The organism is Peribacillus simplex (genome assembly GCF_030123325.1).
In the GTDB taxonomy this organism is placed as follows: domain Bacteria; phylum Bacillota; class Bacilli; order Bacillales; family DSM-1321; genus Peribacillus; species Peribacillus simplex_D.
The window spans coordinates 2,930,460-2,955,576 of sequence record NZ_CP126106.1 but is presented as its reverse complement, the minus strand read 5'-3'; the positions used below and the strand labels follow the sequence as shown (position 1 = coordinate 2,955,576).

The following is a 25,117-nucleotide window of genomic DNA, read 5'->3' as shown; positions in this document are numbered from 1 at the left end:
AGGATTACCATGTATAAAAAAATGAGACGTACAATTTTCATGACCCTTTTAGTTTGTTCATTAGTGATAACCGGCTGCTCCTTGCCCGGTTTAGGGTCATCTTCTGAAACTACTGTAAAGATCGGTGCCCAAAGCATGACCGAATCCGAAATCTTGGCGAACATGATCGCTCAACTCCTTGAAAGGAATACGGAAGTTGATACGAAAATCATTAAAAATCTAGGTTCCAATTTCGTTCAGCAAAAGGCGATGGAGACCGGTGACATAGACATAGCCGCAACTCGATATACAGGGACTGATTTAACGAGTGTCCTGGGACAGGAAATTGAAAAGGATCCAGTAAAGGCGATGGAAATTGTTCAAAGGGAATTCAAAGAACAATATGGGTTCAAATTTTTTGATTCATACGGATTCGATAACACTTATGCTTTTACGATCTCAAATGAATTGGCAGAGGAAAAGGGGTATCAGAAAATATCGGATCTGGAAAAGGATGCAGATAATTTAAGGTTAGGTGTAGACAGTGCTTGGCTGAAAAGAAAAGGGGATGGTTATAAAGGGTTCGTCGATACATATGGATTGGAATTTGGGGAAACTTATCCGATGCAGATTGGCTTGGTTTACGATGCAGTCAAAAATGGTCAGATGGATATTGTCCTTGCATACTCCTCAGATGGACGGATTAAGGTTAATGATTTGAAGCTTTTGGAAGATGATAAACAATATTTCCCTCCATATGACTGTTCACCGGTCGTTACCGAAGAATTATTGGAACGTTATCCTGAAATTGAAGATGAGCTTAACAAGTTAATTGGTGAAATCACTACTGAAACCATGCAGGAACTGAACTATGAAGTTGATGGGAACTTGAAGGAGCCATCGGTCGTAGCAACTGAATTCCTTAAAGCTCATAATTACTTTGAATAAATGGGAGGTGCACACTAATGGAAACCTTGCAACAGCTGGGAACTTATTATTCCCAAAATTGGATGTATGTACTAACTGAATTTTATCGTCACTTTTTAATGTCTGCCTATGGAGTTTTATTTGCAGCAATTATAGCCATTCCGATAGGCATTTTCATCGCGAAACATAAGAAATTGAGCAATTGGGTTTTTTCGATAACGAATGTCATACAAACCACACCAGCATTGGCTATGCTCGCTCTCCTGATGCTAGTAATGGGGTTAGGAACAAATACGGTTATCTTATCATTGTTTTTATATTCCTTACTGCCAATCTTGAGGAACACTTATGTCGGAATTACAAGTATAGATCATGCTTATTTAGAATCTGGCAAGGCAATGGGGATGACGAAGCTCCAGTTACTAAGAATGGTCGAACTGCCATTATCTCTGTCTGTCATCATGGCTGGCTTACGTACGGCGCTTGTCGTTGCCATTGGTGTAACCGCGGTCGGTACATTCGTAGGCGCAGGCGGACTGGGGGATATCATTGTCAGGGGAACGAATGCTTCAAATGGGACGGCAATCATACTTGCAGGAGCAATTCCGACGGCATTGATGGCCATTCTCTCAGATCTTATACTCGGCTGGCTGGAACGAATTCTTTCACCGATAAAAAAGAAAAAAATTCATACTGCCTAAACCAAAAAGGCCATTGCATGTTAATGCAATGGCTTTTCCATGGCCAGAAATGACAATTACCGATGAGAAGTCGGAAGCCCAGGCTGGCAGACTTAGTTTTTTATTTCAGAAAAAGGGTAACTATAAGGGTAGTCGTAAAAAAATATAAGGGGAATCAATCATGAAACTTACACCGGAGCAGCGTATTGAACTTCATGGCTTTAATAATCTTACGAAATCTTTAAGCTTTAATATGTATGATATTTGTTACACAAAAACGAGGGAAGAGAGAGAGGCCTACCTGGATTATATCGATGAACAATATAATGCAGAGCGGCTTTCGAAGATTTTGCACAATGTGTCTGATTTAATTGGAGCACATGTTTTAAATACGGCCAAACAGGATTATGTCCCTCAAGGCGCAAGTGTAACCATTCTTGTTTCGGAAGGTCCTGTCGTAGAAGTACCTACGGGAACTTATGAAGAATCACCAGGACCTTTACCTGATAATGTGGTCATGCAACTCGATAAAAGCCATATTACCGTACATACATACCCTGAATTCCATCCAAATGAAGGCATTAGCACATTCAGGGCCGATATCGATGTCTCTACTTGTGGGGAAATATCACCTCTTAAAGCCCTTAATTATCTCATTCATTCCTTCGATACCGACATTATCACGATCGATTACCGAGTAAGAGGCTTTACGAGAGATAAAGATGGGCGGAAATTGTTCATTGATCACGATATTAATTCCATTCAAAACTATATTCCTGATGAAGTGAAGGGTTTATATGACATGATAGATGTGAATGTATACCAGGAAAATATATTCCATACAAAATGTAAGCTGAAAAGATTCGATATTAATAATTACCTATTCGGCTATACAGAGGAAAAGCTGAATAAAGAGGAAAGGCAAGAAATTATAGAAAGGCTTCGAACGGAGATGGATGAAATTTTTTACGGTGCCAATGTTCCACATCCGATAGAAAAAAACAAGCATGCCGATTAAGGGATGCTTGTTTTAATTGAAAAGTTAATTTAAATGGAAAACCTGAACTAATACATACCCGAGACAAGTCAATAATATAGAGCCGATCAGTCCAGCTATAAAAGGTTTACCGCCATATTTTCTAAAGGTTACGAGGTCAATATTCAATCCTAGTCCTGCCATGGACATAGCCATGAGGATATAGGAAAGCATAACAATTTTATCGGCTATGGGTTCAGGAACTGCACCTGTAGAATAGAGGGCACTCATTAACAAAAATCCAAAAATAAACCAAGGTATTTGAATGGACTTCCAGGTAAATTTCTTTCCGTTATCTCTTGATCGATCTTTCCAATTCATGATGAAACCGATTAAAATGGCAACGGGAATGAGCAGGGCCACCCTGGTCAATTTGACCACGACTGCCAAGTCGACTGCCTCATTTCCCCCTGGCGCCGCTGCAGCGATCACGTGAGCGATTTCATGGAGTGTCGCTCCCGAGAATATACCATATCCATGATCGGATAACTCCAATAATGGATATAGGATTGTATAACCGAAAGTGAAGGTTGTACCTAAAACAGCAACCGTCGCTACGGCTATTGCTGTATCTTTTTCTTTTGCTTTTATTTGGGAGGAAATTGCCAGGATGGCAGCAGCTCCACAAATTCCCGTTCCGCAAGCTGTCAATATGCCTAGCTTTTTCTCAACTTTAAAAAGACGGGTCAATCCATAAACTACCAATATAGCAAATACAAGACAAATGGCACCCACTGCAAATGTTTTCGGACCGGCATTAAATATATCCTTTAGGTTCAGGCGCATTCCCAATAAGATAATGCCCATCCTCAAAAGGACTTTACTTGAATAATTTGTCCCTGCAACGGTGTAAGCTGGGATGCCAATGATCGCTTTCCAAACAACACCAATCAGTATCGCAATGACTAACTGTCCCATTATATGAAGGAATGGAAGCTCTGCTAAGTATTTTGCAGCAATGGCAATTAGCAAAGTCAATGCCATTCCTTTTGTAAATCCAAGTTTTTTAGTTTCGACGTTTGTTTGTTCCAGTGTGATCACTCCATCTTTGTTGATGCCTTAACTTTAAAGCTAAATTAAAAATAAGTGAAATATATTTTTGCTATTTCAAAGATTACTTTTACTTATGATAAAATGAAACACATAGGTAAATAAGGGAGGTAACCATGGATCCGTTAAAAGTATTCGTCACCGTAATCGAACAGAAAAACTTTTCAAGAGCAGGGGACATTCTGAACTTGTCGCAGCCAGGAGTCAGTCTTCACATAAGAAATCTGGAAAATGAGTTAGGAACGAAATTAATTTATCGTTCTCCCAAACAAGTACAAATAACAGAGCCGGGAAAAATTTTGTATAGACATGCGAAGCAAATGCTTGATCATTATGAGACAGCAATAAGAGAAATAAATGAATTTAATAATGTGGTTAGCGGAACGATGAAAATAGGTGCAAGCTTCACGATAGGGGAATACTTCCTTCCAAAAGTTTTAGCGGAATTTGCGGCTCAATATCCGATGGTGGACATACAAATCATCATCTCGAATTCTAATGAAGTCATACAAGGAATACGTTCGAATAAGCTTGATATAGGCTTGATTGAAGGTGAAACGGATTATAAAGATATTGATGTCAGACCATTCATGAATGATGAGATGATTGTCGTCGTCCCCCCGGTTCATCCACTTTCACAGATGGATCTCATCGAGGGCACATTGCTCCAAAACCAAACATGGGTGCTTAGGGAGCAAGGATCGGGAACCCGTACATATTCCGATAAACTGCTGAGCAGCCTGGAGTTAAATATAAAGAAAACCTTTATTTTCACAAGTATCCAAGGAGTGAAAGAAGCGGTGATGGCTGGGCTTGGCATTGCCCTGTTATCACGATTGACTGTACAAAAAGAACTGAAGTCCAATGAATTGAAAACCTTTCATTTGAAAAATGAACCCATTATAAGACCATTTTCGATCGTGAAAAAGTTGGACCTCGAAGCCTCGAAAGCCATGGAGTTGTTTTTAAGGAAGGTCGAAGAATTTGCCATAAAGGGGCCGTCCTAAATATATCACCAAAACTTTTGCTCATCCTTTCATTTTCAATGAAGAGGTTGGGCATTTTTAACGACGAAATATTATTAATTTTAATGAAAACGTCGAAAGTATTTTGGAATATGTCAATCATCATGAGAATTTTACGTATTTTCACATAATTGCAAACATATAAATTAAATAGGCAGTCTCCAGGAAGTTCTAATCCCTGTAGACTTTTCCTGATATTAATAATCTTAAAAGGAGCAACCACATTGGCTATAGAGGAGCAGAAAGATAAGCGAATTTCTGTTTTCGACAGGATTATAGGATTCATGCCAAAATTTTATGTGATTGGGACAATTTTAATTTTTGTTTATACACTCGTTGCAATGGCTCATTTAGGTATCCAAACTTTGAAAAAGCCTGAGGGGGCCATTGATCCTGCCACAAATCCCCCTATTTCTCAGGGCTTTGAACATACATTGATATCGTTAATCATCGAACCGATCGTTACGTCTGAATTTTATCAAATCATCTTTAACACTTTATTTCTTTACCTTGTTTGGATATTGCTTTTCCTATTAGCACCGATTGCTTTTTACCGTTTAAAACACTTTAAATTTTTTAATATCGAAATTGAAATTGAAAAACAAGATGCAGCCGTTTATGAAGTATTCAGCATGAGCAGTTCAAAAATGAAATTTGCTGCGTATTTAACATCCGAGGAATATCAATTGGAGATATCAGAGGAAATTGCCAATAGCAAGGACTTTAAAACCCCCTTGATCTATACATTGGACTGTGCCGTAGATTTTTATTCCGATCAATTAGGACTTACATTTACCTATGATATCTATACCCTGAACCAGTTCAAAAAAGCTAAGCTGCCTAAATCCATCAAAGCGATGCTTGATAAATCCATTCAAACCGGCGATCCATGCATTACGAATAAAAGCAATAGTGATAGTGAATATTACAAGAACTTTCTTATCCATTATTTCGAAAACATGGAAGGGGGATTTGTCACTGTCTTAAATAGTTACCAAACTGAATTCGATACATTCGATAAATCACTGCTTAAGATCCTGCAAAACGTCATATACGATTACTATTTACAGTATCACTATATTTACGATGCAAGTGAGAAGCTGGAAAAGAATGAAACGATTTCCCATAATAATTAAAAAAACCACCCTACAAGTGGTTATTTTTTTTGGAAAGGTGATTGTTTATTATATTTTGGACAATTACATTATTACCAATGAGCTCAGACGATTTCTTTACGTGTTGTTCCCGAAAATCCATGTTTTTTATTTTCTTGGACTTTTTCCCGTTTTTAAAATTATTGAAGGCGTTTAAAAAAGCTATCTGAATCACTCCCCTTATAGATTAGTATATTCATATTTTGGATAAAATTTCATGAAAAACTACAATTTACAGAAAAATATTTTGCGGTTTTATGTGATGAAAATTACCTAAAAAAAGCAATTAAAGACTTTCTAGAAGAATTGATTTTAATTTAGAATGAGGGATTTATAAGCACAAATTATTGATTACTATGGCTTTTTTATAAAAAATAAAGAAATTCCCCCAAAAATATTGTATAGTTAGAATACAGGGGTTCGAACAAACATTCGTTTCTTGGGAACAGAGATTACTTCATAGTGGGACAGGAGAGAGACAGTGAACGGTACAGCACACATGGCATTAGGGGCAGCAGTTGGATTCTTGACGGCAAACACACTTCAAACAGATCCAACCACCACATTATTCTTGGTTGGCATTGGGGGAGTTTCAGGCCTTATGCCCGATATGGATATTGATGGGAAGTTAAGTAATAGGATTACTTTTTCACATAAGTTTATTCGAACGATAGCACAAACGATTGGAATACTAATGGTCATTTATAGTCTTTTGGTAAGATTTGAAACGGAAAAATGGATCGGTGTAGGGGCAGGAATCGGAATCATCATCATTTCATCTTTCATCAGACAAAGGCATATGCTGACCTTGACTGGATTAGCGGTTTTAGGAGGCGGTTTATCTTTGCAGGAAAGCTGGCTGTGGCTGTTAGGCGTTTATATTATCCTAGCATCCTTTACACCACATAGAAGTTATACACATTCGATTGCAGGTATCGCTTTCTTTGGCATCATTGCCCATCAATTCGAAGCCTTTATGGGGATTGACGGAATTTTCACTACTTGTTTATTAGGATACATAAGTCATTTAATTGCAGATTTGAAATGTTTACCTTTTAATAAACGTGGGGTAAAGTTATTTCTTCCATTTTTCTCAAAAGAATTTTGACAGTGGTTTTCTTACCGCTGTTTTTTCTATGAGGTAAAAAACTTTAAATAGAAGGGACACCTGATTCGACTTTTTTTTATGTTTTATATGGTCATTCTTCCTAAATCTACTAAAAGTAACATATTTGTAAAGATCCTGTGATGCGAGTGATATGCCTTTTCTAGTATATTAAGTTTAGCAAATCACATCAGGGGGTAAAATAATTTGTTTAAGAAAATTGTCGTCGGATTGTCATTGGCTATCATGCTTGTTACCGCATCCTTTGCTGGGGACCAAGCGGAAGCTGCTTCATATCATACAAAAGCGATTAAGGTGGCTAAGAGTGAATTAGGTACAAAATATAAAATGGGTGGCATGTCTTCTTCAGGTTTTGATTGCTCCGGTTTAGTGAAGTATTCATATCAAAAGGCTGGTAAGAATTTACCAAGAACCGCTGCTGACATATATAAAAAAGGAAAGAAAGTTAAAAGCCTGCAAAAAGGTGACTTAATGTTTTTTGCACCAAATAAAGCGAAAAAACCTACACATGTGGCCATATACATAGGAAATAATGAGTTCATACACTCATCATCATCTAAAGGAGTTTCATACGCTAAAACCAATAATAGTTATTGGAAGCCAAAGTATATTGGTGCGAAACGTATATAATAGAAGAAAATCAACCTTAATATAAAAAACCAAGAGACTTAATGTAGTCTCTTTCAGTTTGCAGACAAAAAGGTTTCGGAATGGTTTCATTCCGAAACCTTTTTGATTTTATATGTAATTAAAGCAGGTATTATTTGTTATCATGAACTGTGACAAGATGTAATCGTTAGGAAGGAATTAGTAATTCTTGATAGAATAAATATGAAGATGATCAGGTAATAAATTTGTACACATAAGGAGATAAAACTATGGCAAAAAACAAATTACTAAGAATGGACAATGTTGGCATCGTTGTAGAATCCCTTGATGACGCAATCTCTTTCTTCGAGGAGATTGGCTTGAAGCTCGAAGGGCGAGCTACTGTCGAAGGTGAATGGGCTGGTCGCGTAACCGGGCTGGGTTCACAGTGTGTAGAGATTGCTATGATGGTTACCCCAGATGGCCACAGCCGACTTGAACTTTCGCGATTTCTCACCCCACCTACTATATCAGATCACCGAACTGCTCCTGTAAATGCCCTCGGTTATCTACGCGTCATGTTCACCGTTGAAGACATTGACGAAATGGTATCCAGACTCACTAAGTATGGTGCTCAGCTCGTTGGCGAAGTGGTTCAGTACGAGGACTCGTATCGGCTCTGCTACATTCGTGGAAATGAAGGACTTCTAATCGGTTTGGCGGAACAACTCGGTAATAAATAAGTGACGTTTAAAAGAAGACTTAACTGAAATATACATTACTAGAGTAAAAACAGAAACAGAAAAGCAGTGTGAAAGTATCTCGAAGAAGTCGGGTGCATCATATAAACATCGCATTCACGCTCCGGGTTTGGGCGACCCTTGGTCCCGGAAACAAGGAACGAGGAAGTAATTGCGGGGACACATCCGCACCGACTAACCACCTCGCGGACGGCAGCAAGCTGCCTTAACTCGGTGGGACTTCGTGATGCATGAACTTTAACGGAAATCAATGCAAAACCAAATTAAAGGGACTCAACTAACGGGTACGATAGCTCAATAAGCCGCCTCTTCAACGAGGCGGTTTTCTTATCGTAAAAATCAACATCAGGATTTAACATAGCCTTATTTTTAAAAATAAGAGTGGATGAGGAATATGGACAAGACTATGATTAGGCCTGAAAAAGGCAGAGTTGATGTTTTGTTAATAGATTAGGTTATGGTTATCCTGAAGTGGGTAATCAATAATATCTGAATGTACCAATTTGGCATACATAGAATCTTTTTATTTGACTGAAAAAGGATAGTTTAATATGCTTAGCAAACCAAATCGATGGAATCTCTTTTTTTATTGCAAAAAAATTCCCAGACAAAATTATTGAAAGTCAAAGAAGGTCAATGTATAATAAAGTCAGAAAGTCAAAGAAGGTCAAAGATTTATTGTGAATTCATTTTTAAAAAGGAGGAGTACTACATGCTTTGTGAAAAATGCCATGTAAACCAAGCGAATATTCAAGTTCACCTAAATATGAATGGTCAGGAGCATGATGTGAAACTGTGCTCCACTTGTTATAAAGAAGAGCGAAACAAACTTGGAGCAGCAATGGGAGGAATGGATACAGGGAAATTCCAATATAATGGATTTCCAAATTCATTCAATCCATTTAATTATAATGATGTGCCAAAATCGGATTCAGCTGAACATGGCGAGGACGGAGGATTGCTTGAGGAGTATGGCCGCAATTTGACCGATGCTGCTAAAGCAGGACTTATCGATCCGGTTATCGGAAGAAATGAAGAAATCAAACGCGTCATTGAAGTTCTAAATAGACGCAATAAAAATAATCCCGTTTTAATCGGTGAACCTGGTGTCGGTAAAACAGCCATTGCTGAAGGTCTTGCTTTAGCGATTGTTGAAGGTTCAGTGCCTGTTAAATTACGTAATAAGCTTGTATATATGCTTGATGTAGCGTCACTAGTTTCGAATACTGGAATTAGAGGGCAATTCGAAGAACGAATGAAGCAATTGATCAGCGAATTGCAGGAAAGAAAAAATGTCATTTTATTCATCGATGAAATTCATCAACTTGTGGGAGCGGGTTCAGCCGAAGGATCAATGGATGCAGGAAATATCTTGAAGCCTGCACTTGCACGCGGCGAGCTTCAGCTTGTCGGAGCAACAACTTTATCCGAATATAGGAAAATTGAAAAAGACGGTGCCCTTGAAAGACGTTTCCAGCCTGTACACGTTAATGAGCCGACAACGGCTGAGGCATTGGTCATCTTACATGGTTTAAAAGATAGTTATGAATCTTATCATGGTGTAACATATAGTGAGGAAGCCCTAAAAGCGGCTGTTGAACTCTCGAACCGCTACATTCAAGACCGATTCCTGCCTGATAAGGCAATAGACTTAATGGATGAAGCTGGTTCCAAATTGAATTTGACCATCGAAGACGTCCAGGTGGAAAACATCAAAGAGCGTCTGTCACAAATTTATAAAGAAAAGGAAATGGCCTTAAAAGAAGAAGCGTATGAAAAAGCTGCCCTTCTTCGTGATGAAGAAGAAAAACTGGAAAATTCCTTGCAGGATGGGGAAGATGCAATTAAGCCAACCGTTACCGTTGAAGACATTCAAAATATCATCGAACAAAAGACGGGTATACCTGTAGGTAAGCTCCAGGAAGATGAGCAAGAAAGAATGGTTCATCTCCAAGAGGAACTGATGAAAAAAGTAATCGGGCAGGAAGAGGCTGTCATAAAGGTTTCCAAGGCCGTTCGAAGAAGTCGTGCCGGGTTAAAATCCAAAAATCGTCCTACCGGTTCTTTCCTTTTCGTTGGTCCGACAGGAGTAGGTAAAACCGAATTGGCGAAAACTCTTGCTGAGGAATTGTTCGGTGACAAGGAAGCGATGATTCGTCTTGACATGAGTGAATTCATGGAGAAACACAGTGTTTCTAAATTAATCGGTTCTCCTCCTGGGTATGTAGGGCATGAGGAAGCTGGACAATTGACGGAAAAAGTTCGCCGCAAGCCTTACAGTATCATCTTATTGGATGAAATCGAAAAGGCACATCCGGATGTATTGCATATGTTCCTGCAAATCATGGAAGATGGACGCTTAACCGATAGTCAAGGGCGGACTGTTACTTTTAAGGATACCGTAATCATCATGACGAGTAATGCTGGAGTCGGTGAAAAACAAAAAGTAATGGGATTCGGTACAAGTTCAGCTGTGGAAGAGGCTTCAATCCTACAATCTTTAGGCAGTTTCTTCAAACCGGAGTTCTTGAACCGATTCGATAGCATCATTGAATTCTCGGCATTGAAGAAGGAAGACCTTCTGCAAATCGTTGATATCATGATTCACGAGCTAGACGAAACACTTGCTGCCAATGGTTTATCTTTAGATGTAACTAATGAAGCGAAACAAAGGCTAATTGAACTTGGATATCACCCAGCTTTCGGTGCGAGACCGCTCCGCCGTGTTATTCAAGAACAGCTCGAAGATGGCATCACTGACTTTATCTTTGAGCAGCCTGAAGTAAAGAACTTCACTGCAATTGTTGAGGATACCTCTGTGAAAATTATTAAAACACCATAAAGAGTACTAGAAATGCCTCCAAGACCGTAAAACTGTTATGGAGGCATTTTTTTTATTTTTATAAAATGATAGGAAAGGTTAAGCTAATTGACCTATAGCTTTCGATTATTAAATATAGATTTCTGAATTTTCGACATAATTTGCCGATCGAATGTTTTGATGGGAAACGCCTGTGGAATCATAACATGAGGGAAGATTCGCTTATGATCATAAATATTAATAATTCCTGTTCTAAAATGGGAATTTCAATGGAGGAATGACCTATTAAAGATTCACTTTCTTATTTTGAAGAGGAAAATAAAAACAATCGAAAACCAATGGATAATGAAGCGGAAAATCAGTTGGAATCTCTGCCGATTGCAAATATTAATCCAGTAAACCCGGCGGAATTGGATGAACTATATTTCTATGAAGGAAAAGATTTAGGAAATTCCTATCTAAAAGATAAAACGGCATTCCGATTATGGGCACCACTTGCATCTGAAGCTAAGCTAGTCACTTATAAACATTGGGATGATACAGATGGAATGGAGATTCCGATGGTTCGTTCGGAGAAGGGGACCTGGACCATTGAGCTGAACGGAGATCAGGATGGTTTGATTTATACATATAAAGTGAGAGTGGGAGAAACCTGGAGTGAAGCCGTCGATCCCTATGTTCGTGCAGTTACCGTTAATGGTAATAAAGGAGTCGTGATAGATTTAAATGATACGGATCCTGAAAGGTGGACTCGGAATAAACCACCACTCGAAAAAGCTGAGGACATAGTCATTTATGAATTGCATACACGGGATTTGTCGATTCATCCTGAAAGCGGAATCCATCTTAAAGGTAAATTCTTAGGAGTAATTGAAGCCGGCACCAAAGGTCCAGAAGGAGTGAAAACGGGTCTGGATCATATTAAAGATCTAGGTGTTACCCATGTTCAGTTTATCCCGATATTCGATTTTGCAACAGTCAATGAAATGAAATTGAATGAACCACAATATAACTGGGGATATGATCCACAGAATTATAACGCTCCCGAGGGCTCTTATTCGACTGATCCGTATCAACCAAAAGTCAGGATCAGGGAGTTAAAGGAAATGATTCAAGGTTTACACGATCACGGTTTACGAGTAATCATGGATGTTGTATATAATCATGTTTATACAGTGGAGGACTCAAACTTCCATAAACTCGTTCCCACTTACTTTTTTCGCTATAACGCTGACGGCACCTTATCTAATGGAACTGGTGTAGGAAATGATACCGCGTCTGAGCGTAAAATGATGCGAAAATTCATCGTTGAATCCGTAACCTATTGGGCGAAGGAATTTAACCTTGACGGTTTTCGTTTCGATTTAATGGGAATTCATGATGTGGAAACGATGAATGAGGTGAAAAAGGTACTGGCAGAAATTGATCCGACCCTCATTGTTTTGGGAGAAGGCTGGGATATGGATACCCCCCTGGCCCAAGAGCTGAAAGCAAATCAAAAGAATGCTTTTAAAATGCCTGGAATCGCTCACTTTAACGATGCGATTCGTGATGGTTTAAAAGGGTTTGTAATGAATGAACATGATAAAGGATTCGTGAATGGCAAACCGGGAATGGAAGATATTATAAAAAAGGGCATCGCTGGTGGTTTGAAATATGATGAAGATATAGCAACATATCAAAGACCAGATCAAGTGATCAATTATGTTGAAGCACATGATAATTATACTTTATGGGATAAGCTTCTCATCACTAATCCAGATGCGACGGAACAAGTACGGAAACAGATGCATAAATTAGCTTCGGCCGTCGTCTTACTGTCACAGGGAATTCCAATGATACATGCTGGACAAGAGTTCATGCGCACGAAGGATGGGGATGAAAATAGCTATCAATCTTCCGATTGGATTAACCGGCTGGATTGGAAAAGGAGAGCGGAGTTTGATCGGGAAGTGGAGTATATGAAAGGACTAATTTCGCTCAGGAAAAATCATTCTGTTTTTAGGTTAAGCACACCCGAAGAAATTGAGGAGCATTTACAATTCATTGATGCTCCGCCAAATGTGGTTGCATTTACTTTAAAACATAAGGATTACAAAATTGCCGTGATTCATAATGCAAATTGGGACGGGATAACCATTTCTCTTCCCCACGAAGGTGATTGGTCCGTCTTAGTGGATGGTCAGCGGGCGGGCCTGAAAGAAATAGAAAGGGTTAAAGGGAGTCAGATTACCGTTGCCCCTTTAAGTTCGTTTGTACTGAAAACAAACTCTAACCAATGATAATAAAGTCGAAGTGAGTGAAAACTACGTCTCTCTTTGACTTTATTTCATTTTCTGATATGAAATTATTGCTCAAATGAAGTCTTCCATTATTTTCTTTCGCAAGTTTGAGAAAAAATGTGCGGGGGTAGAAAATACTTAATGATGAATTTTATCGTTTTTTAGAGGGGAGCGATTATTTTGCCAGAGAAAGTACAGATAAAAATCAATGGTGCCGAGGCCAGCCTGGAAGGTAATCAAACAATTTTACAAATGCTGACGGATAGCTCGATTGAAGTTCCGAATGTTTGTTACCATCCTAGCCTAGGTCCCATCGAAACATGTGATACATGTTTAGTGAGCGTTAATGGAGAACTTGTAAGGTCTTGTTCCACCAAGGTCAAGGATGGGGATGTAATCGATACAGTTGCACCAGACGTAAAACAAGCACAGGTCATGGCGATGGACAAAATATTGTATAACCATGAGCTTTATTGTACGGTATGCGATTATAATAACGGCACTTGTGAAATACACAATACTGTTAAGGAAATGAAGGTAAACCATCAAAGTGTTCCTTTTGATCAAAAACCATATGAAGTGGATCGGTCGAATCCATTTTATCGATATGATCCGGATCAATGCATCCTTTGCGGCCGTTGTGTTGAAGCTTGTCAAGATGTACAGGTCACTGAAACATTGACCATTGATTGGGAAGCTAAACGCCCACGTGTCATTTGGGATAATAATGTTCCAATCAACGAATCATCATGTGTGTCATGTGGACACTGTTCCACAGTTTGTCCGTGTAATGCAATGATGGAAAAAGGAATGGAAGGGGAAGCTGGATTTTTAACAGGCATCGCTAAACAAACTCTTCGACCCATGATAGAAATCACGAAAAATGTTGAAACGGGATATGGTTCGATTTTAGCGATTTCAGATATGGAATCAGCCATGAGGGATGCAAGGATCAAGAAGACGAAAACGGTTTGTACATACTGTGGGGTAGGATGCAGCTTTGACGTTTGGACCAAAGATCGTAAAATCCTAAAAATCGAACCGCAAGTGGAGGCACCTGCAAATGGAATTTCGACCTGTGTAAAAGGGAAATTCGGATGGGATTTCGTGAATAGTGAAGAAAGACTCACAAAACCTTTAATTAGAGAAGGAGATGCGTTCAGGGAAGCTGAATGGGATGAAGCCCTTGAATTGATTTCCCGTAAATTCACCGAAATCAAAGAGTATCACGGACCGGATTCGATGGCTTTCATAACGTCTTCCAAATGCACCAATGAAGAGTCCTATTTAATGCAAAAGCTGGCAAGGGGAATCATTGGCACCAATAATGTGGATAACTGTTCCCGGTATTGTCAGACACCGGCGACTTTGGGACTATTCAGAACGGTTGGATATGGCGGGGATACAGGGGGCATAAAGGATATCGAAAAGTCCGAACTTGTATTGATCATAGGCTCGAATACCTCCGAATCCCACCCCGTTTTGGCTACCAGGATCAAACGTTCCCATAAACTAGGAAAACAGAAGCTGATTGTTGCGGACATCAGAAAGCATGAAATGGCTGAACGTTCCGACCTCTTCATCCAACCTGCTCCGGGAACGGATATCATATGGCTGTCGGCCTTGACTAAATATATCGTCGACAAAGGTTGGACAGATAAAGGCTTCATCAAAAATCGTGTAAATGGGATGGAGGAATACATCAAGACTTTAGAACCTTACACAATGGAATATGCGGAAAAAGTAACAGGGATAGCTAAAGAAGATTTAATTACGCTTGCAGAGGCCATTCATGAAGCGGGGAGCGTCGTAACGCTTTGGGCCATGGGCATTACCCAGCATGGCGGAGGAAGCGATACGAGTACTGCAATTTCCAATTTATTGCTCATAACAGGCAACTACGGTAAACCTGGAACAGGTACTTATCCTTTACGCGGACATAACAATGTCCAAGGAGCCAGCGACTTTGGCAGTATGCCGGATCGCTTGCCAGGCTACGAAAAAGTAACGGACAAAAACGTACGCACAAAATATGAAAACATCTGGGGTGCCAAAATACCCGAAAACCCTGGCCTTAATAATCATGAAATGGTCGAAGGGATTCATGCAGGTACAATCAAAGCAATGTACTTAAAAGGTGAAGATATGGGGCTGGTCGATTCCAATATTAATCATGTTCATGAAGCATTTGAAAAACTGGAATTCTTTGTGGTACAAGATATCTTCTTATCCAGAACGGCAGAATTCGCGGATGTCGTCCTCCCTGCAAGCCCAAGTTTTGAGAAAGAAGGTACTTTCACGAATACCGAACGCCGTATTCAACGTCTTTATCAAGTCTTTGAACCATTGGGTGACTCTAAACCTGATTGGCAAATCATTATGAATGTAGCTAATTCGTTAGGAGCAGGTTGGAATTATGAGCACCCAAGTGAAATCATGGACGAAGCAGCTAAACTATCGCCATTATATGCTGGAGTAAGTTATGAACGCTTGGAAGGTTATAAAAGTCTTCAATGGCCAGTGGCACCAGATGGTAAAGATACGCCGCTTTTATTCACGGAAGCTTTTCCTTTCCCTGATGGAAAAGCAAGGTTATTTCCAGTCGAATGGACCAAACCGATTGACTTTGGGGATGAGTTTGATATCCATGTGAATAATGGCCGACTGTTGGAGCATTTCCACGAAGGAAACATGACTTATAAATCAAAAGGGATCATTTCCAAAACGCCAAAAGTTTTCCTTGAGGTATCCCGGGAATTGGCAAAAGATAGAGGGCTTGAGGATGGCACGCTTGTTCGGCTTACTTCACCATATGGAAATGCAAAAGTGCAATGCCTGGTTACAGATCGTGTAAAAGGTAAAGAGGTTTATCTGCCAATGAACGATTCAGGTGACGGGGCAATCAACCAATTGACAAGCAGTCATTCAGATAAAGATACTGATACCCCTGCCTATAAGGAAGTTCAGGCAAAAATGGAAGTGCTCAGGGTCAAAGGAGATAATCCATTGCCGAGCATCAACCATCGTAATGGTAATCCACAACCACAGATAGGTGTTCAAGTTCAAAAAAAATGGGCCCGTGAAGATTATATATTCCCTGGTGACCTCTTGAAAATCAAAAAGGAGGAGAGGAACCGTGGCTAAAGCGACAAAAGTGATCAATCGAATCACCTTAAGCGATGAAGAAAGAAAAAGAATTGAACTCGAGGATATAGAGCGTACCCTTTTGGAAAATAAAGAAGTGATTAAAGAAACGTTTGAAGTTATGAAAGGCATGCAGGATCGTGGGATATTATCAATGGTTAACAGTTTATTGAAGGAAGGGGACAAAGTGCTGAACATTTTGGTCAAGACAGCAGACACCCCAGAAACGGCAAATACACTAAAAAATCTCCTTCTCATACTCGGCACTTTAGGAACACTTAATGTTCAGCAGCTTGAACCGCTTATCCTCAAAGTCAATTCTGGGATTGCCCGTGTGGCCGAAGCTGATAAAATGCCTGATAAGCCAAGCTATCTAACGTTGCTGCGTTCCTTGAATGACCAAGAAGTAAAACAAGCCATGACTTTTCTGATGACTTTCCTGAAAGGAATGGGAGAAGATACAAGCGATTTAGAAAGAACAACCCAACTACCAGAGAATCAGCAATTGCATAAAGCGAATGAAACAGCAGACATAGAACGGCCGACCACCAGAAAATCATACGGATCAAGTATACCCAGTGAAGGCGGAAGAGGAAAAAAACGAAATGCCAGCTGGTTTTGGATCGTTGCAGGAGTTTCGCTAATAACCATTCCGCTAACTTTATCGAAAAGTAAGAAGTAAAGTCCCTAGCTCGTTCGTTTTCGTAATTTTGATTGCAAACGCTAGGATGAACGGTATGACTTTCTCTTGAATAGGGGTGACCAATTTCACAAAAATATTAAAGCCGATGATTCCCTTGTAGGGAATCATCGGCTTTTTCCGATTGCGGACTGCGGTAAAATTACTATCAAATTTTTTCTCACCAGCCTTTTATTACATATATTTATATTGGATACAAATAATAAAGTTAATTATTAGTGAAACGAACATATACACACAGTTAATCAAAAGGGGCGGAAATGTGAGAATAGGACGTTCTTCTAAAAGTGCTAAAGTAAAACCTACTTCCAATAGCATCTTATCGGGCGATGTGAATGAAAATGTAGAGAGATTAATGAACGAGCTCGGGCACAGTTCAGATTTATCTATAAACAATATTTCACAGTGGCTCGCGGAGAAGATAATAATGGGTCCACGATGTTTTCATTAATAATGTTAGCATCAGCCAAACCGTCAAGGTGGATTACAGCTGCCTGTACCGATTTTTGGTGTGGAGATTCGATCATTCGATTGATGCTATAGAAGGAATGCCATATATTTAAGCCCTGTAGGTAATCAATGAGGATAATAAGTAAATAAGTACCTAACAAAATTAACAATGATTGTAGCGCTCTCACGACAATATCACCTCATTCTTTTTTTCTTAAAGTGTGGATAATACTTTAAATATATGCACGAAATCTGTACCAGAAAGGATTTGGTTATTCGTGGGATGGATACTTGGCATTTCTAACCCTACTAATTATGGAACCTAATGCTTGTGGAAATTCCTTGCGTGCCATAAAATGGGAGTATCAAATTGATCGAGGAGTGTATAAATGAAGCTAAAATTAATGATCATCTCTTTGGGAATCTGTACTTCTTTAATACTTTCAGGTTGTTCAAGTGAAGAGGAAAGTGTTGTACAAAAAGAAAGCAGTCATGAAGGACATTCAGAGCATACGGTATCCGGAGATCTTCAGGAGGAGACCAGCAGCAAGGAAATAGCACCGGATTTCTTAGCAGATAAACCTGAGGATATGAAGACAATCTATTTAGCTGTTGCTCAAAACAAGGATTTACTAGAAAAAATACCTTGTTACTGCGGTTGCGGGGAATCAGCTAACCATAAAAATAATTATGATTGCTTTATCCATGAGAATAAAAAAAATGGTGAAGTGGTTTGGGATGACCACGGGACGAGATGTGGAGTTTGTTTAGAAATAGCTGCACAATCCATATTGGACTTAAATGATGGTATGAGCATCAAAGAGATTCGGAATAAAGTCGATGAAAAATATAAAAGTGGATATGCCAAACCGACCCCAACCCCTGAAGTGTAAGGGAAAAAGAATGAAATTCTAGCGAGAAAATGATATTTGGAAAAATGGCTTTTGCCCGATATTCATTCGGAAAAAGGCCATTTTTTAATTTTTTGAAGGGATGGTTACTTACATATATAATATTGATTGCAAAGGGGAATACTTCCAATAACCTTAAAACCGTAAAGGAGCTATCCCATTGACATTAATCCGCCTTGGTTATGTAGCCATGAGTAATCATGTTCCAAACTGTTCACCATCCCAAACGATGACTTTTGCTCAGTTTTCGAAAATTAAGGACAGGGATGCAGCGATAAGGAAGCTTGAACGCATTGCAATATCCAATCTTCATAATTGCTGGCGTTTACTGATTCATAACGAAGCTAATAATATTCAGTTCTTCAGGCTTTCTTCAAAACTTATCCCTTTAGCCAATCATCCTGAAATTCCAGAATGGGATTACATTGATCCTATTTCAGAAGAACTGGCTAAATTAAAAACATTCATAACGAACCACCCAAAAATAAGGATAGATTTTCACCCAGATCATTTCGTCATCTTGAATAGTACAAATATCGATATTCTGAAGACATCATTAAAAACATTAAGGATGCATCATACGTTATTGAAAAAAATGGGATTGGATCCAGAGCATCGCTGTGTTCTGCATGTTGGTGGCGGTTATGGAGAGAATGTACAGGCATTGGAGCAGTTCATCCATAATTGGGGTTTGATTCCTGAATCGATTCAAAGAATGGTCATTCTTGAGAATGATGATACTACCTATACCTTGTCTGAAACCCTTTATTTATGTGAGAAATTAGGGATTCCAATGGTTTTTGATTATCATCATTACCTCGCACATCAGTTACCAAGTGAAGATTGGAAAAATCATTGGGATCGAATATTAAATACCTGGAGTAATTCGAAGCTACCTCCTAAAATGCATATTTCAAGTCCAAGGTCCGATAAAGAATTTAGAGCACATGCTGACTTTGTGGATACAGGAATGTTCATGGAATTTTTACAACATATTAAAGGAAGCTTATCGCAATTAGATTGCATGATTGAAGCGAAGCAAAAGGATGGAGCACTTTTCAAATTGATGGATCAGCTGAAAGCTTACAAAGAAATTGAGATCATCGATGATGCCAGTTTTTATATTCATTGATTCGCGGCGTAATAAAAATTTGATAAAGAGAGTTTAATTAGATTTTTTAATAAATTTCAGTATGAAAAACGATTAATATATTTGTTTACATAATGATGTTATAGTAAATATAGTAAATGCCAAATAAATGGATAGTGGATTCTTCTACATTGATTGGATGATTGAACTTGTATACATTATTTTAATAATATATTAAAAAGCCGAAAAAACGAGCTTCATATTTAGCTTTTAAAGCTGTTGTTTTAATCCCTTAGAGTCATGAATCGAGTTTTGATTAAAAACACCATATGGGACTATATAGCGTTTTAAATGGAGGTTGGTAGATTTTAAGTGTTTTCGGGTTATTTTTATTAGAATATTTCGAATGTAACAAAGGACCTCTATTGATACATTCGAAAACGCATTAAATCAAGGTTTATAAGGGTTCGAAATTTATAAAACTTGCCTTCTTTTCACCTGTTCACGTACAATGAAAGAAGGGGAAAGGGGAATGAGCCATTCATGCATGCAGCCTCTCAAAAAATAAAGAATGTCCAGCCGATACGCCGGTTGGATCACATAGAAAAGATGAAGAAATCATTATTAAAATATTGCAGCTACAGGGATTATATGATGTTTTCAATCGGGATAAACATCGGGTTACGTATAGGGGATCTGTTACAATTGCGAGTGAAAGACATTCTTGAGGGTACGCATATAGTTATTGTGGAGCAAAAAACAGAGAAAATTAAACGGTTCCTTGTCAATCCTCAACTTCGTAAGGAAGTTAGGAAGTATGTCCGAAAATCGAACCTGAAAAATGAACAGTATTTATTTCCGAGTCGAAAAGGCAATGGTCCAATCACTAGGGTACAGGCCTATCGGGTCTTGAACAAGGCGGCTGAAATGGCAGACATTCCGGATGTCGGTACACATACCCTTCGAAAAACTTTCGGCTATTTGCATTACCAAAAATTCAAGGATATCGCTTTATTGCAACAAATCCTTAATCATTCCAATCCCAAAGATACGATGATTTACATAGGGCTCACACAGGATTTAATGGACGAAACATTAATGGATTTCTATTATTAACAGAAAGAACGAAGACAACTCCTGTATTACTCATTATTTAATGATTGATATTACAGTTTTGTAATGGGCAATTATTCCAACCCAAACATTATTAAGAAATATCTGTATGCTAGAGGTAACTGGTATTACTGGTAATTGGACAGGGCCTTAACACAATCGAATGATATCAACAAAAAAAAAGACTAGAATATAGTCTTTTTTGTTGATATCATCCAGTAGCGATTCTGTTAAAAATTCCAATTTCTTTTCGAACAATATATTAGAAACATTTAGACTTCTGAAAATCTGTTATTCTACTTTTTTGAAAAAATAATGTTACAAAAGTTATCAAGAATGAAAGGGGGCCAATCAATGTTGTTACTATAATAATATTATGGTAACTAAAATTGGCGGTTTATCCTCCTGTCCAAAAAAGGATTCCACCTTATGAACTTCACCCCAATTGTTAGAGAACATGTAATAATCGGGGTGAAGTAGAGAATGCCTGCAAGGAATTTGGATTATTAGTTCGGTTATAAGGTACTCTTATTCGTTATATGATCTAACTCCAAAGGTAAAAAAGCATACTCCCCATCCTTAATAATCTCACATTTACGAACTGGTATCGGCTGTTTAAAAATAGGCCCATCTATTACTGTTGTATGAAACTCTCCACCTTCTCCGCAGGGGTCAATGCCGCGAGCTTCAAGTTCCTTCACGTATTCATGGGTTAACGTTCGCCCTAAATCATCTTCTCGCATTCCCAAAGATAAATTAACGGTTACAATGATCGTAACGAATCCTAGATTCATGAACTCTTCGACAGCGTCACGATGGTTCATTTCCCATAAAGGCATTCCAAGCTTCAACCCGGCATTCTTCGTAACCTTATCATGCCAACAGCCATGAGCGGGCATATCCAAGTCTCCAGTTACCAACACTTCTGCTCCTTGATTTTTAGCAGTTTCTAAAAGGCGCATAAATACTTTTTCATAATCAGACCAACTGGCAGCAGCTGTATATACAGGCAAACCTATTGATTCAGCTTGGGCTTTTATGAGTTCCGGAGGCATTCCATGGGATCTGGAACGTTTTCCTTCCTCCTCCAGCATGACAATCAGTCCTACAGCTTCTCCATCCTTCATTGCTTTATATAGAGCTAAGACACTATCCTTTCCTCCGCTAAAAGATGCTATGAATTTATGCCCGTGAGCACTATTTTTCCAATCGATTAATACCGCCATGCAATTTTCCCCTTTATTCTAATGACTTTTTTGCCAAATTTCATATTTTATAGATGAATTTTCATAACTATATTTGTTTGATTTTATCACGGTTGTAGCTTTCAGATAAAATATTAATGTATCCTGACACCAAAAAATAATGAATAAAAATAAGTTCATCTCAAAGAAACTACTACAAAATGAACTGAAGGGGATAAGTCATATTGCAAAAGGAGGGATTGTTCACATCTCTAATGAACACAGGCAAAGTAAAAAGGAATGAGTCCCCGGTGGGTGACCGGTTCTTGCCCTTATGGCCAGCAAAATAAAGCCTACCTTTATGGATCACTTAACATAATAGGTTCTTATTATTAGTTATGTTTCCGCAATATGTATTTCCACTTTTCCATCAGGATAGTACATTTCAAAATCCACACTATATTTTCTGTTCAATTTCTGTTCTTCTTCCAGCTGCCATATCTTTTTCCAAGCTTCACCTATGGAATGTTCATCTTGTAAACATTCAAACCAGCGTATTCTTGATTTGGTATGATAAAATATTCATTCGAGACAGGGGTTTCGGCGGCTATAGCTAAAGTGTAACCTTAGTTATTTATAAACGAATGCAATAAATTATTTTTATATGAGTAGAGGTGTTTACCTTATGTATTGTATCCGGTGTTCTTTAAATTGGATACAATTTATTTAATTTTCAGTATTGTAATCGCTTTATTAAGTTGATATAGTTTAAATTGTATCCAATATCGAAAGGTGGACGCTGAATTGGATAATGCTAATTCTAAAAGAGATAAATCTACAATCGTTAAAAATGTAACGAAAAGTCTTAGGCAAGCGATTTTGAATGGGACGTTGAAAAAGGGGGAGCGACTCATCCAAGAGGAGTGGGCCGATCGCCTGGAAGTTAGCAGGATGCCCATTCGTGAGGCCCTTACACAGCTTCAACTGGAAGGGTTGGTGGAAATGGTTCCCCATAAAGGAGCAATCGTCACACCGATCACCCGGGATGATATTGAAGAAATTTATCATACCAGGTCTCTGCTTGAAGGACTTGCAGTAGAAAAATCACTTCCTTACTTAACAAAGGAGGACAAAGAAAAACTAAAGGGAATATTGATTGAAATGGAAGGAATTCAGTTATCTGACGAAACCAATGAGCATTATATCCTTTTGAATGCGGCTTTTCATGAAACCCTCCGAAAAGGGTGCCCATGGCCAAGGGTTCAAAAAATGGTAGAAACGTTGGGGATCTCACCCATTGCGCCGAATTTGCTGATTGATTATTACCCAGAAACGCAACGGGAACACCGGATGATATATGAAGCGGCACTAAGAGGAGATCCTGCAGAACTAAGGGCAGCAGTAGAATTTCACATCTTGCGGACTAAGAACAATCTAATTACGTATATGGAGTTGCTGAATACTAAAAATCATCAATAAAAGGAGTGTTAATTGTGTATGATTTCGCAATTGTTGGTGGAGGAATTGTAGGATTATCGACGGGAATGGCACTTTACCAGCGTTTTCCCAATGCTAAAGTGGTAGTCATTGAAAAAGAGGCTGTTGTTGCAGATCATCAAACGGGACATAACAGCGGCGTCATTCATTCAGGCATTTATTATAAACCGGGCAGTTTCAAGGCACGGTTTGCCCGTCAAGGAAGCAAATCAATGACGGAATTCTGCCAGATGCATGGAATTGAACATGATATTTGCGGAAAGGTCATTGTTGCAACAAAGCCTGAAGAGTTGCCCCTATTAGATGATTTATATTCTCGCGGTTTGCAAAATGAACTGGCTATACAAAGAATCGGCGTGGATGAGTTAAAGGAAATCGAACCACATGTTAATGGGCTTGGTGCGATTCGCGTCCCGCAAGCCGGCATCGTCAATTATCGTCAGGTAAGTGAAAAGATGGCGGATATCATCCGGGGCAACGGCGGTGAAATTAAGCTGAAAACAAAGGTCGAGAAGATTGACGAGAATTTTGATGATGTCATCATCGATACGAACAACGGTACCATTAAGGCAAAAATGGTCATTAATTGCGCAGGGTTGCACAGTGACCGTATCGCAGCAGCTGCTGGGTATAAAACTGATATGAAAATTGTTCCGTTTCGCGGTGAGTATTTTAAACTGAAGCCCGAAAAGCGCTTCCTTGTCAATCATTTAATTTATCCGGTACCGAACCCGAAGTTTCCATTTTTGGGAGTCCATTTTACGCGGATGATTAGCGGTGAAGTGGATGCCGGTCCAAACGCTGTACTAAGTTTCAAACGGGAAGGTTATAAGAAAACGGACTTCAATGCGAAAGATTTAACTGAAGTTTTAAGCTATAAAGGTTTTTGGAAGCTGGCTAGTAAATTCATGAAGGAAGGAATGGATGAATATGTCCGTTCTTTTAGTAAAAAGCAATTTACAAAAAACCTGCAGGAGTTAATTCCGGAAATTCAAGAAGATGATTTAATCCCTGCACCTGCTGGAGTACGTGCCCAGGCATTACAGGATGATGGTAATATGGTGGATGATTTTCATATTATAATGGGGAAACGGACCATCCATGTATGTAATGCACCGTCACCTGCTGCAACGGCCTCAATTGAAATTGGTAAAGAGGTTGTTAACCGCATTCCGGAACAATCACACTTATTGGAAGCAGTATTGACAAAATAAAATTCGTTAAAGAGAGAGGAAGAAGCCTCATGTTCAATGGTAAAACAATTTTTATTGCAGGTCATGCGCGTTTACCTCAAGGGATGGCAGCGAAAAGTGTCTTTGAAACACTGACCATCACGGCAGAAGTCGATGCTAAATATGGGGTTGTCCTGGAAGCTTCCTGTACACTGGCAACAGAGCATGGCAGGGAATTTATTGGGCGTTTATTAAAAGGGATCAGTTTAAATGATGGTGTTGATGACGCGATAGAATCCATTCAATCTTATTATCGGGGAAAGGCGGCTAATGCATTGATTGCTGCCTTGAAGGACCTGGATCTCCATTTTCAGCAAATTAAAGCAGGAGATAAATCGAAACTATCAAGTTAGGAAAGTGATTTATC

Annotated in this window: 18 protein-coding genes and 2 pseudogenes; 18 read left to right on the top strand and 2 right to left on the bottom strand. The window is 38.9% G+C overall.

The window, feature by feature from the left end; genetic code table 11:
- The first annotated feature begins 9 nt into the window (after positions 1–9).
- The 3 genes from QNH43_RS13960 to speD all read left to right on the top strand — a co-directional run bounded on the left by QNH43_RS13960 (position 10) and on the right by speD (position 2,604).
- Positions 10–927, top strand: coding sequence for an osmoprotectant ABC transporter substrate-binding protein (locus tag QNH43_RS13960; protein WP_283914576.1), 918 nt, complete (start codon positions 10–12; stop codon positions 925–927).
- A 17-nt stretch (positions 928–944) separates the two neighbouring features.
- Positions 945–1,607 (top strand): ABC transporter permease, encoded by a 663-nt coding sequence (locus QNH43_RS13955; RefSeq protein ID WP_283914575.1) that lies wholly within the window; start codon positions 945–947, stop codon positions 1,605–1,607.
- A 160-nt stretch (positions 1,608–1,767) separates the two neighbouring features.
- The gene (gene speD, locus QNH43_RS13950; protein ID WP_283914574.1) at positions 1,768–2,604 is read left to right on the top strand and encodes an adenosylmethionine decarboxylase; all 837 of its coding nucleotides are present in this window, start codon (positions 1,768–1,770) and stop codon (positions 2,602–2,604) included.
- A gap of 24 nt (positions 2,605–2,628) precedes the next feature.
- Here speD and QNH43_RS13945 read toward each other — a convergent pair whose 3' ends face one another.
- A complete protein-coding gene (locus tag QNH43_RS13945; protein ID WP_283918367.1) occupies positions 2,629–3,654 on the bottom strand; it encodes a YeiH family protein in 1,026 nt (341 codons plus the stop codon).
- 134 nt (positions 3,655–3,788) lie between these two features.
- Between QNH43_RS13945 and QNH43_RS13940 the strand changes: the two genes are divergently transcribed.
- From QNH43_RS13940 to QNH43_RS13885, 12 genes and pseudogenes are all read left to right on the top strand, one after another.
- Entirely contained in the window at positions 3,789–4,679 is an 891-nt protein-coding gene (locus QNH43_RS13940) for a selenium metabolism-associated LysR family transcriptional regulator (RefSeq protein ID WP_283914573.1), read from the top strand.
- 242 nt (positions 4,680–4,921) lie between these two features.
- Entirely contained in the window at positions 4,922–5,833 is a 912-nt protein-coding gene (locus tag QNH43_RS13935) for a hypothetical protein (RefSeq protein WP_283914572.1), read from the top strand.
- A 499-nt stretch (positions 5,834–6,332) separates the two neighbouring features.
- Complete coding sequence (locus QNH43_RS13930; RefSeq protein WP_283914571.1) at positions 6,333–6,959, top strand: metal-dependent hydrolase; 627 nt, start codon at positions 6,333–6,335, stop codon at positions 6,957–6,959.
- Positions 6,960–7,163: 204 nt separating this feature from the next.
- Entirely contained in the window at positions 7,164–7,607 is a 444-nt protein-coding gene (locus tag QNH43_RS13925; RefSeq protein ID WP_260320894.1) for a C40 family peptidase, read from the top strand.
- 248 nt (positions 7,608–7,855) lie between these two features.
- Entirely contained in the window at positions 7,856–8,308 is a 453-nt protein-coding gene (locus QNH43_RS13920; RefSeq protein WP_047679368.1) for a VOC family protein, read from the top strand.
- A 730-nt stretch (positions 8,309–9,038) separates the two neighbouring features.
- Positions 9,039–11,168, top strand: coding sequence for an ATP-dependent Clp protease ATP-binding subunit (locus QNH43_RS13915; RefSeq protein WP_283914570.1), 2,130 nt, complete (start codon positions 9,039–9,041; stop codon positions 11,166–11,168).
- A 374-nt stretch (positions 11,169–11,542) separates the two neighbouring features.
- Positions 11,543–13,429, top strand: a pseudogene (pulA, locus tag QNH43_RS13910) (type I pullulanase); the annotation flags it as partial.
- A gap of 180 nt (positions 13,430–13,609) precedes the next feature.
- A complete protein-coding gene (gene fdhF / locus QNH43_RS13905; RefSeq protein WP_283914569.1) occupies positions 13,610–16,573 on the top strand; it encodes a formate dehydrogenase subunit alpha in 2,964 nt (987 codons plus the stop codon).
- A pseudogene (locus tag QNH43_RS13900) lies at positions 16,566–17,087 on the top strand (DUF1641 domain-containing protein); the annotation flags it as partial. The gene fdhF and the pseudogene QNH43_RS13900, both read left to right, overlap by 8 nt.
- Before the next feature lie 1,025 nt (positions 17,088–18,112).
- Positions 18,113–18,616, top strand: coding sequence for a PCYCGC motif-containing (lipo)protein (locus tag QNH43_RS13895; RefSeq protein WP_283914568.1), 504 nt, complete (start codon positions 18,113–18,115; stop codon positions 18,614–18,616).
- 178 nt (positions 18,617–18,794) lie between these two features.
- Positions 18,795–19,766: a UV DNA damage repair endonuclease UvsE gene (gene uvsE / locus QNH43_RS13890; protein ID WP_283914567.1), complete on the top strand. Its 972-nt coding sequence runs from the start codon at positions 18,795–18,797 to the stop codon at positions 19,764–19,766.
- Between the two features lie 501 nt (positions 19,767–20,267).
- Complete coding sequence (locus QNH43_RS13885) at positions 20,268–20,840, top strand: tyrosine-type recombinase/integrase (RefSeq protein ID WP_283914566.1); 573 nt, start codon at positions 20,268–20,270, stop codon at positions 20,838–20,840.
- Positions 20,841–21,352: 512 nt separating this feature from the next.
- Here the strand turns inward: QNH43_RS13885 and QNH43_RS13880 are convergent.
- Positions 21,353–22,063, bottom strand: a complete 711-nt coding sequence (locus tag QNH43_RS13880; protein ID WP_283914565.1) for a Dph6-related ATP pyrophosphatase — start codon at positions 22,061–22,063, stop codon at positions 21,353–21,355.
- 762 nt (positions 22,064–22,825) lie between these two features.
- Between QNH43_RS13880 and QNH43_RS13875 the strand changes: the two genes are divergently transcribed.
- The 3 genes from QNH43_RS13875 to QNH43_RS13865 are packed head-to-tail and all read left to right on the top strand — an operon-like array spanning position 22,826 to position 25,103.
- A complete protein-coding gene (locus QNH43_RS13875; RefSeq protein ID WP_076369367.1) occupies positions 22,826–23,500 on the top strand; it encodes a GntR family transcriptional regulator in 675 nt (224 codons plus the stop codon).
- A 14-nt stretch (positions 23,501–23,514) separates the two neighbouring features.
- Entirely contained in the window at positions 23,515–24,732 is a 1,218-nt protein-coding gene (lhgO, locus tag QNH43_RS13870; RefSeq protein WP_283914564.1) for an L-2-hydroxyglutarate oxidase, read from the top strand.
- A 29-nt stretch (positions 24,733–24,761) separates the two neighbouring features.
- Positions 24,762–25,103: a DUF3870 domain-containing protein gene (locus tag QNH43_RS13865; protein ID WP_076369363.1), complete on the top strand. Its 342-nt coding sequence runs from the start codon at positions 24,762–24,764 to the stop codon at positions 25,101–25,103.
- Positions 25,104–25,117 lie beyond the last annotated feature (14 nt).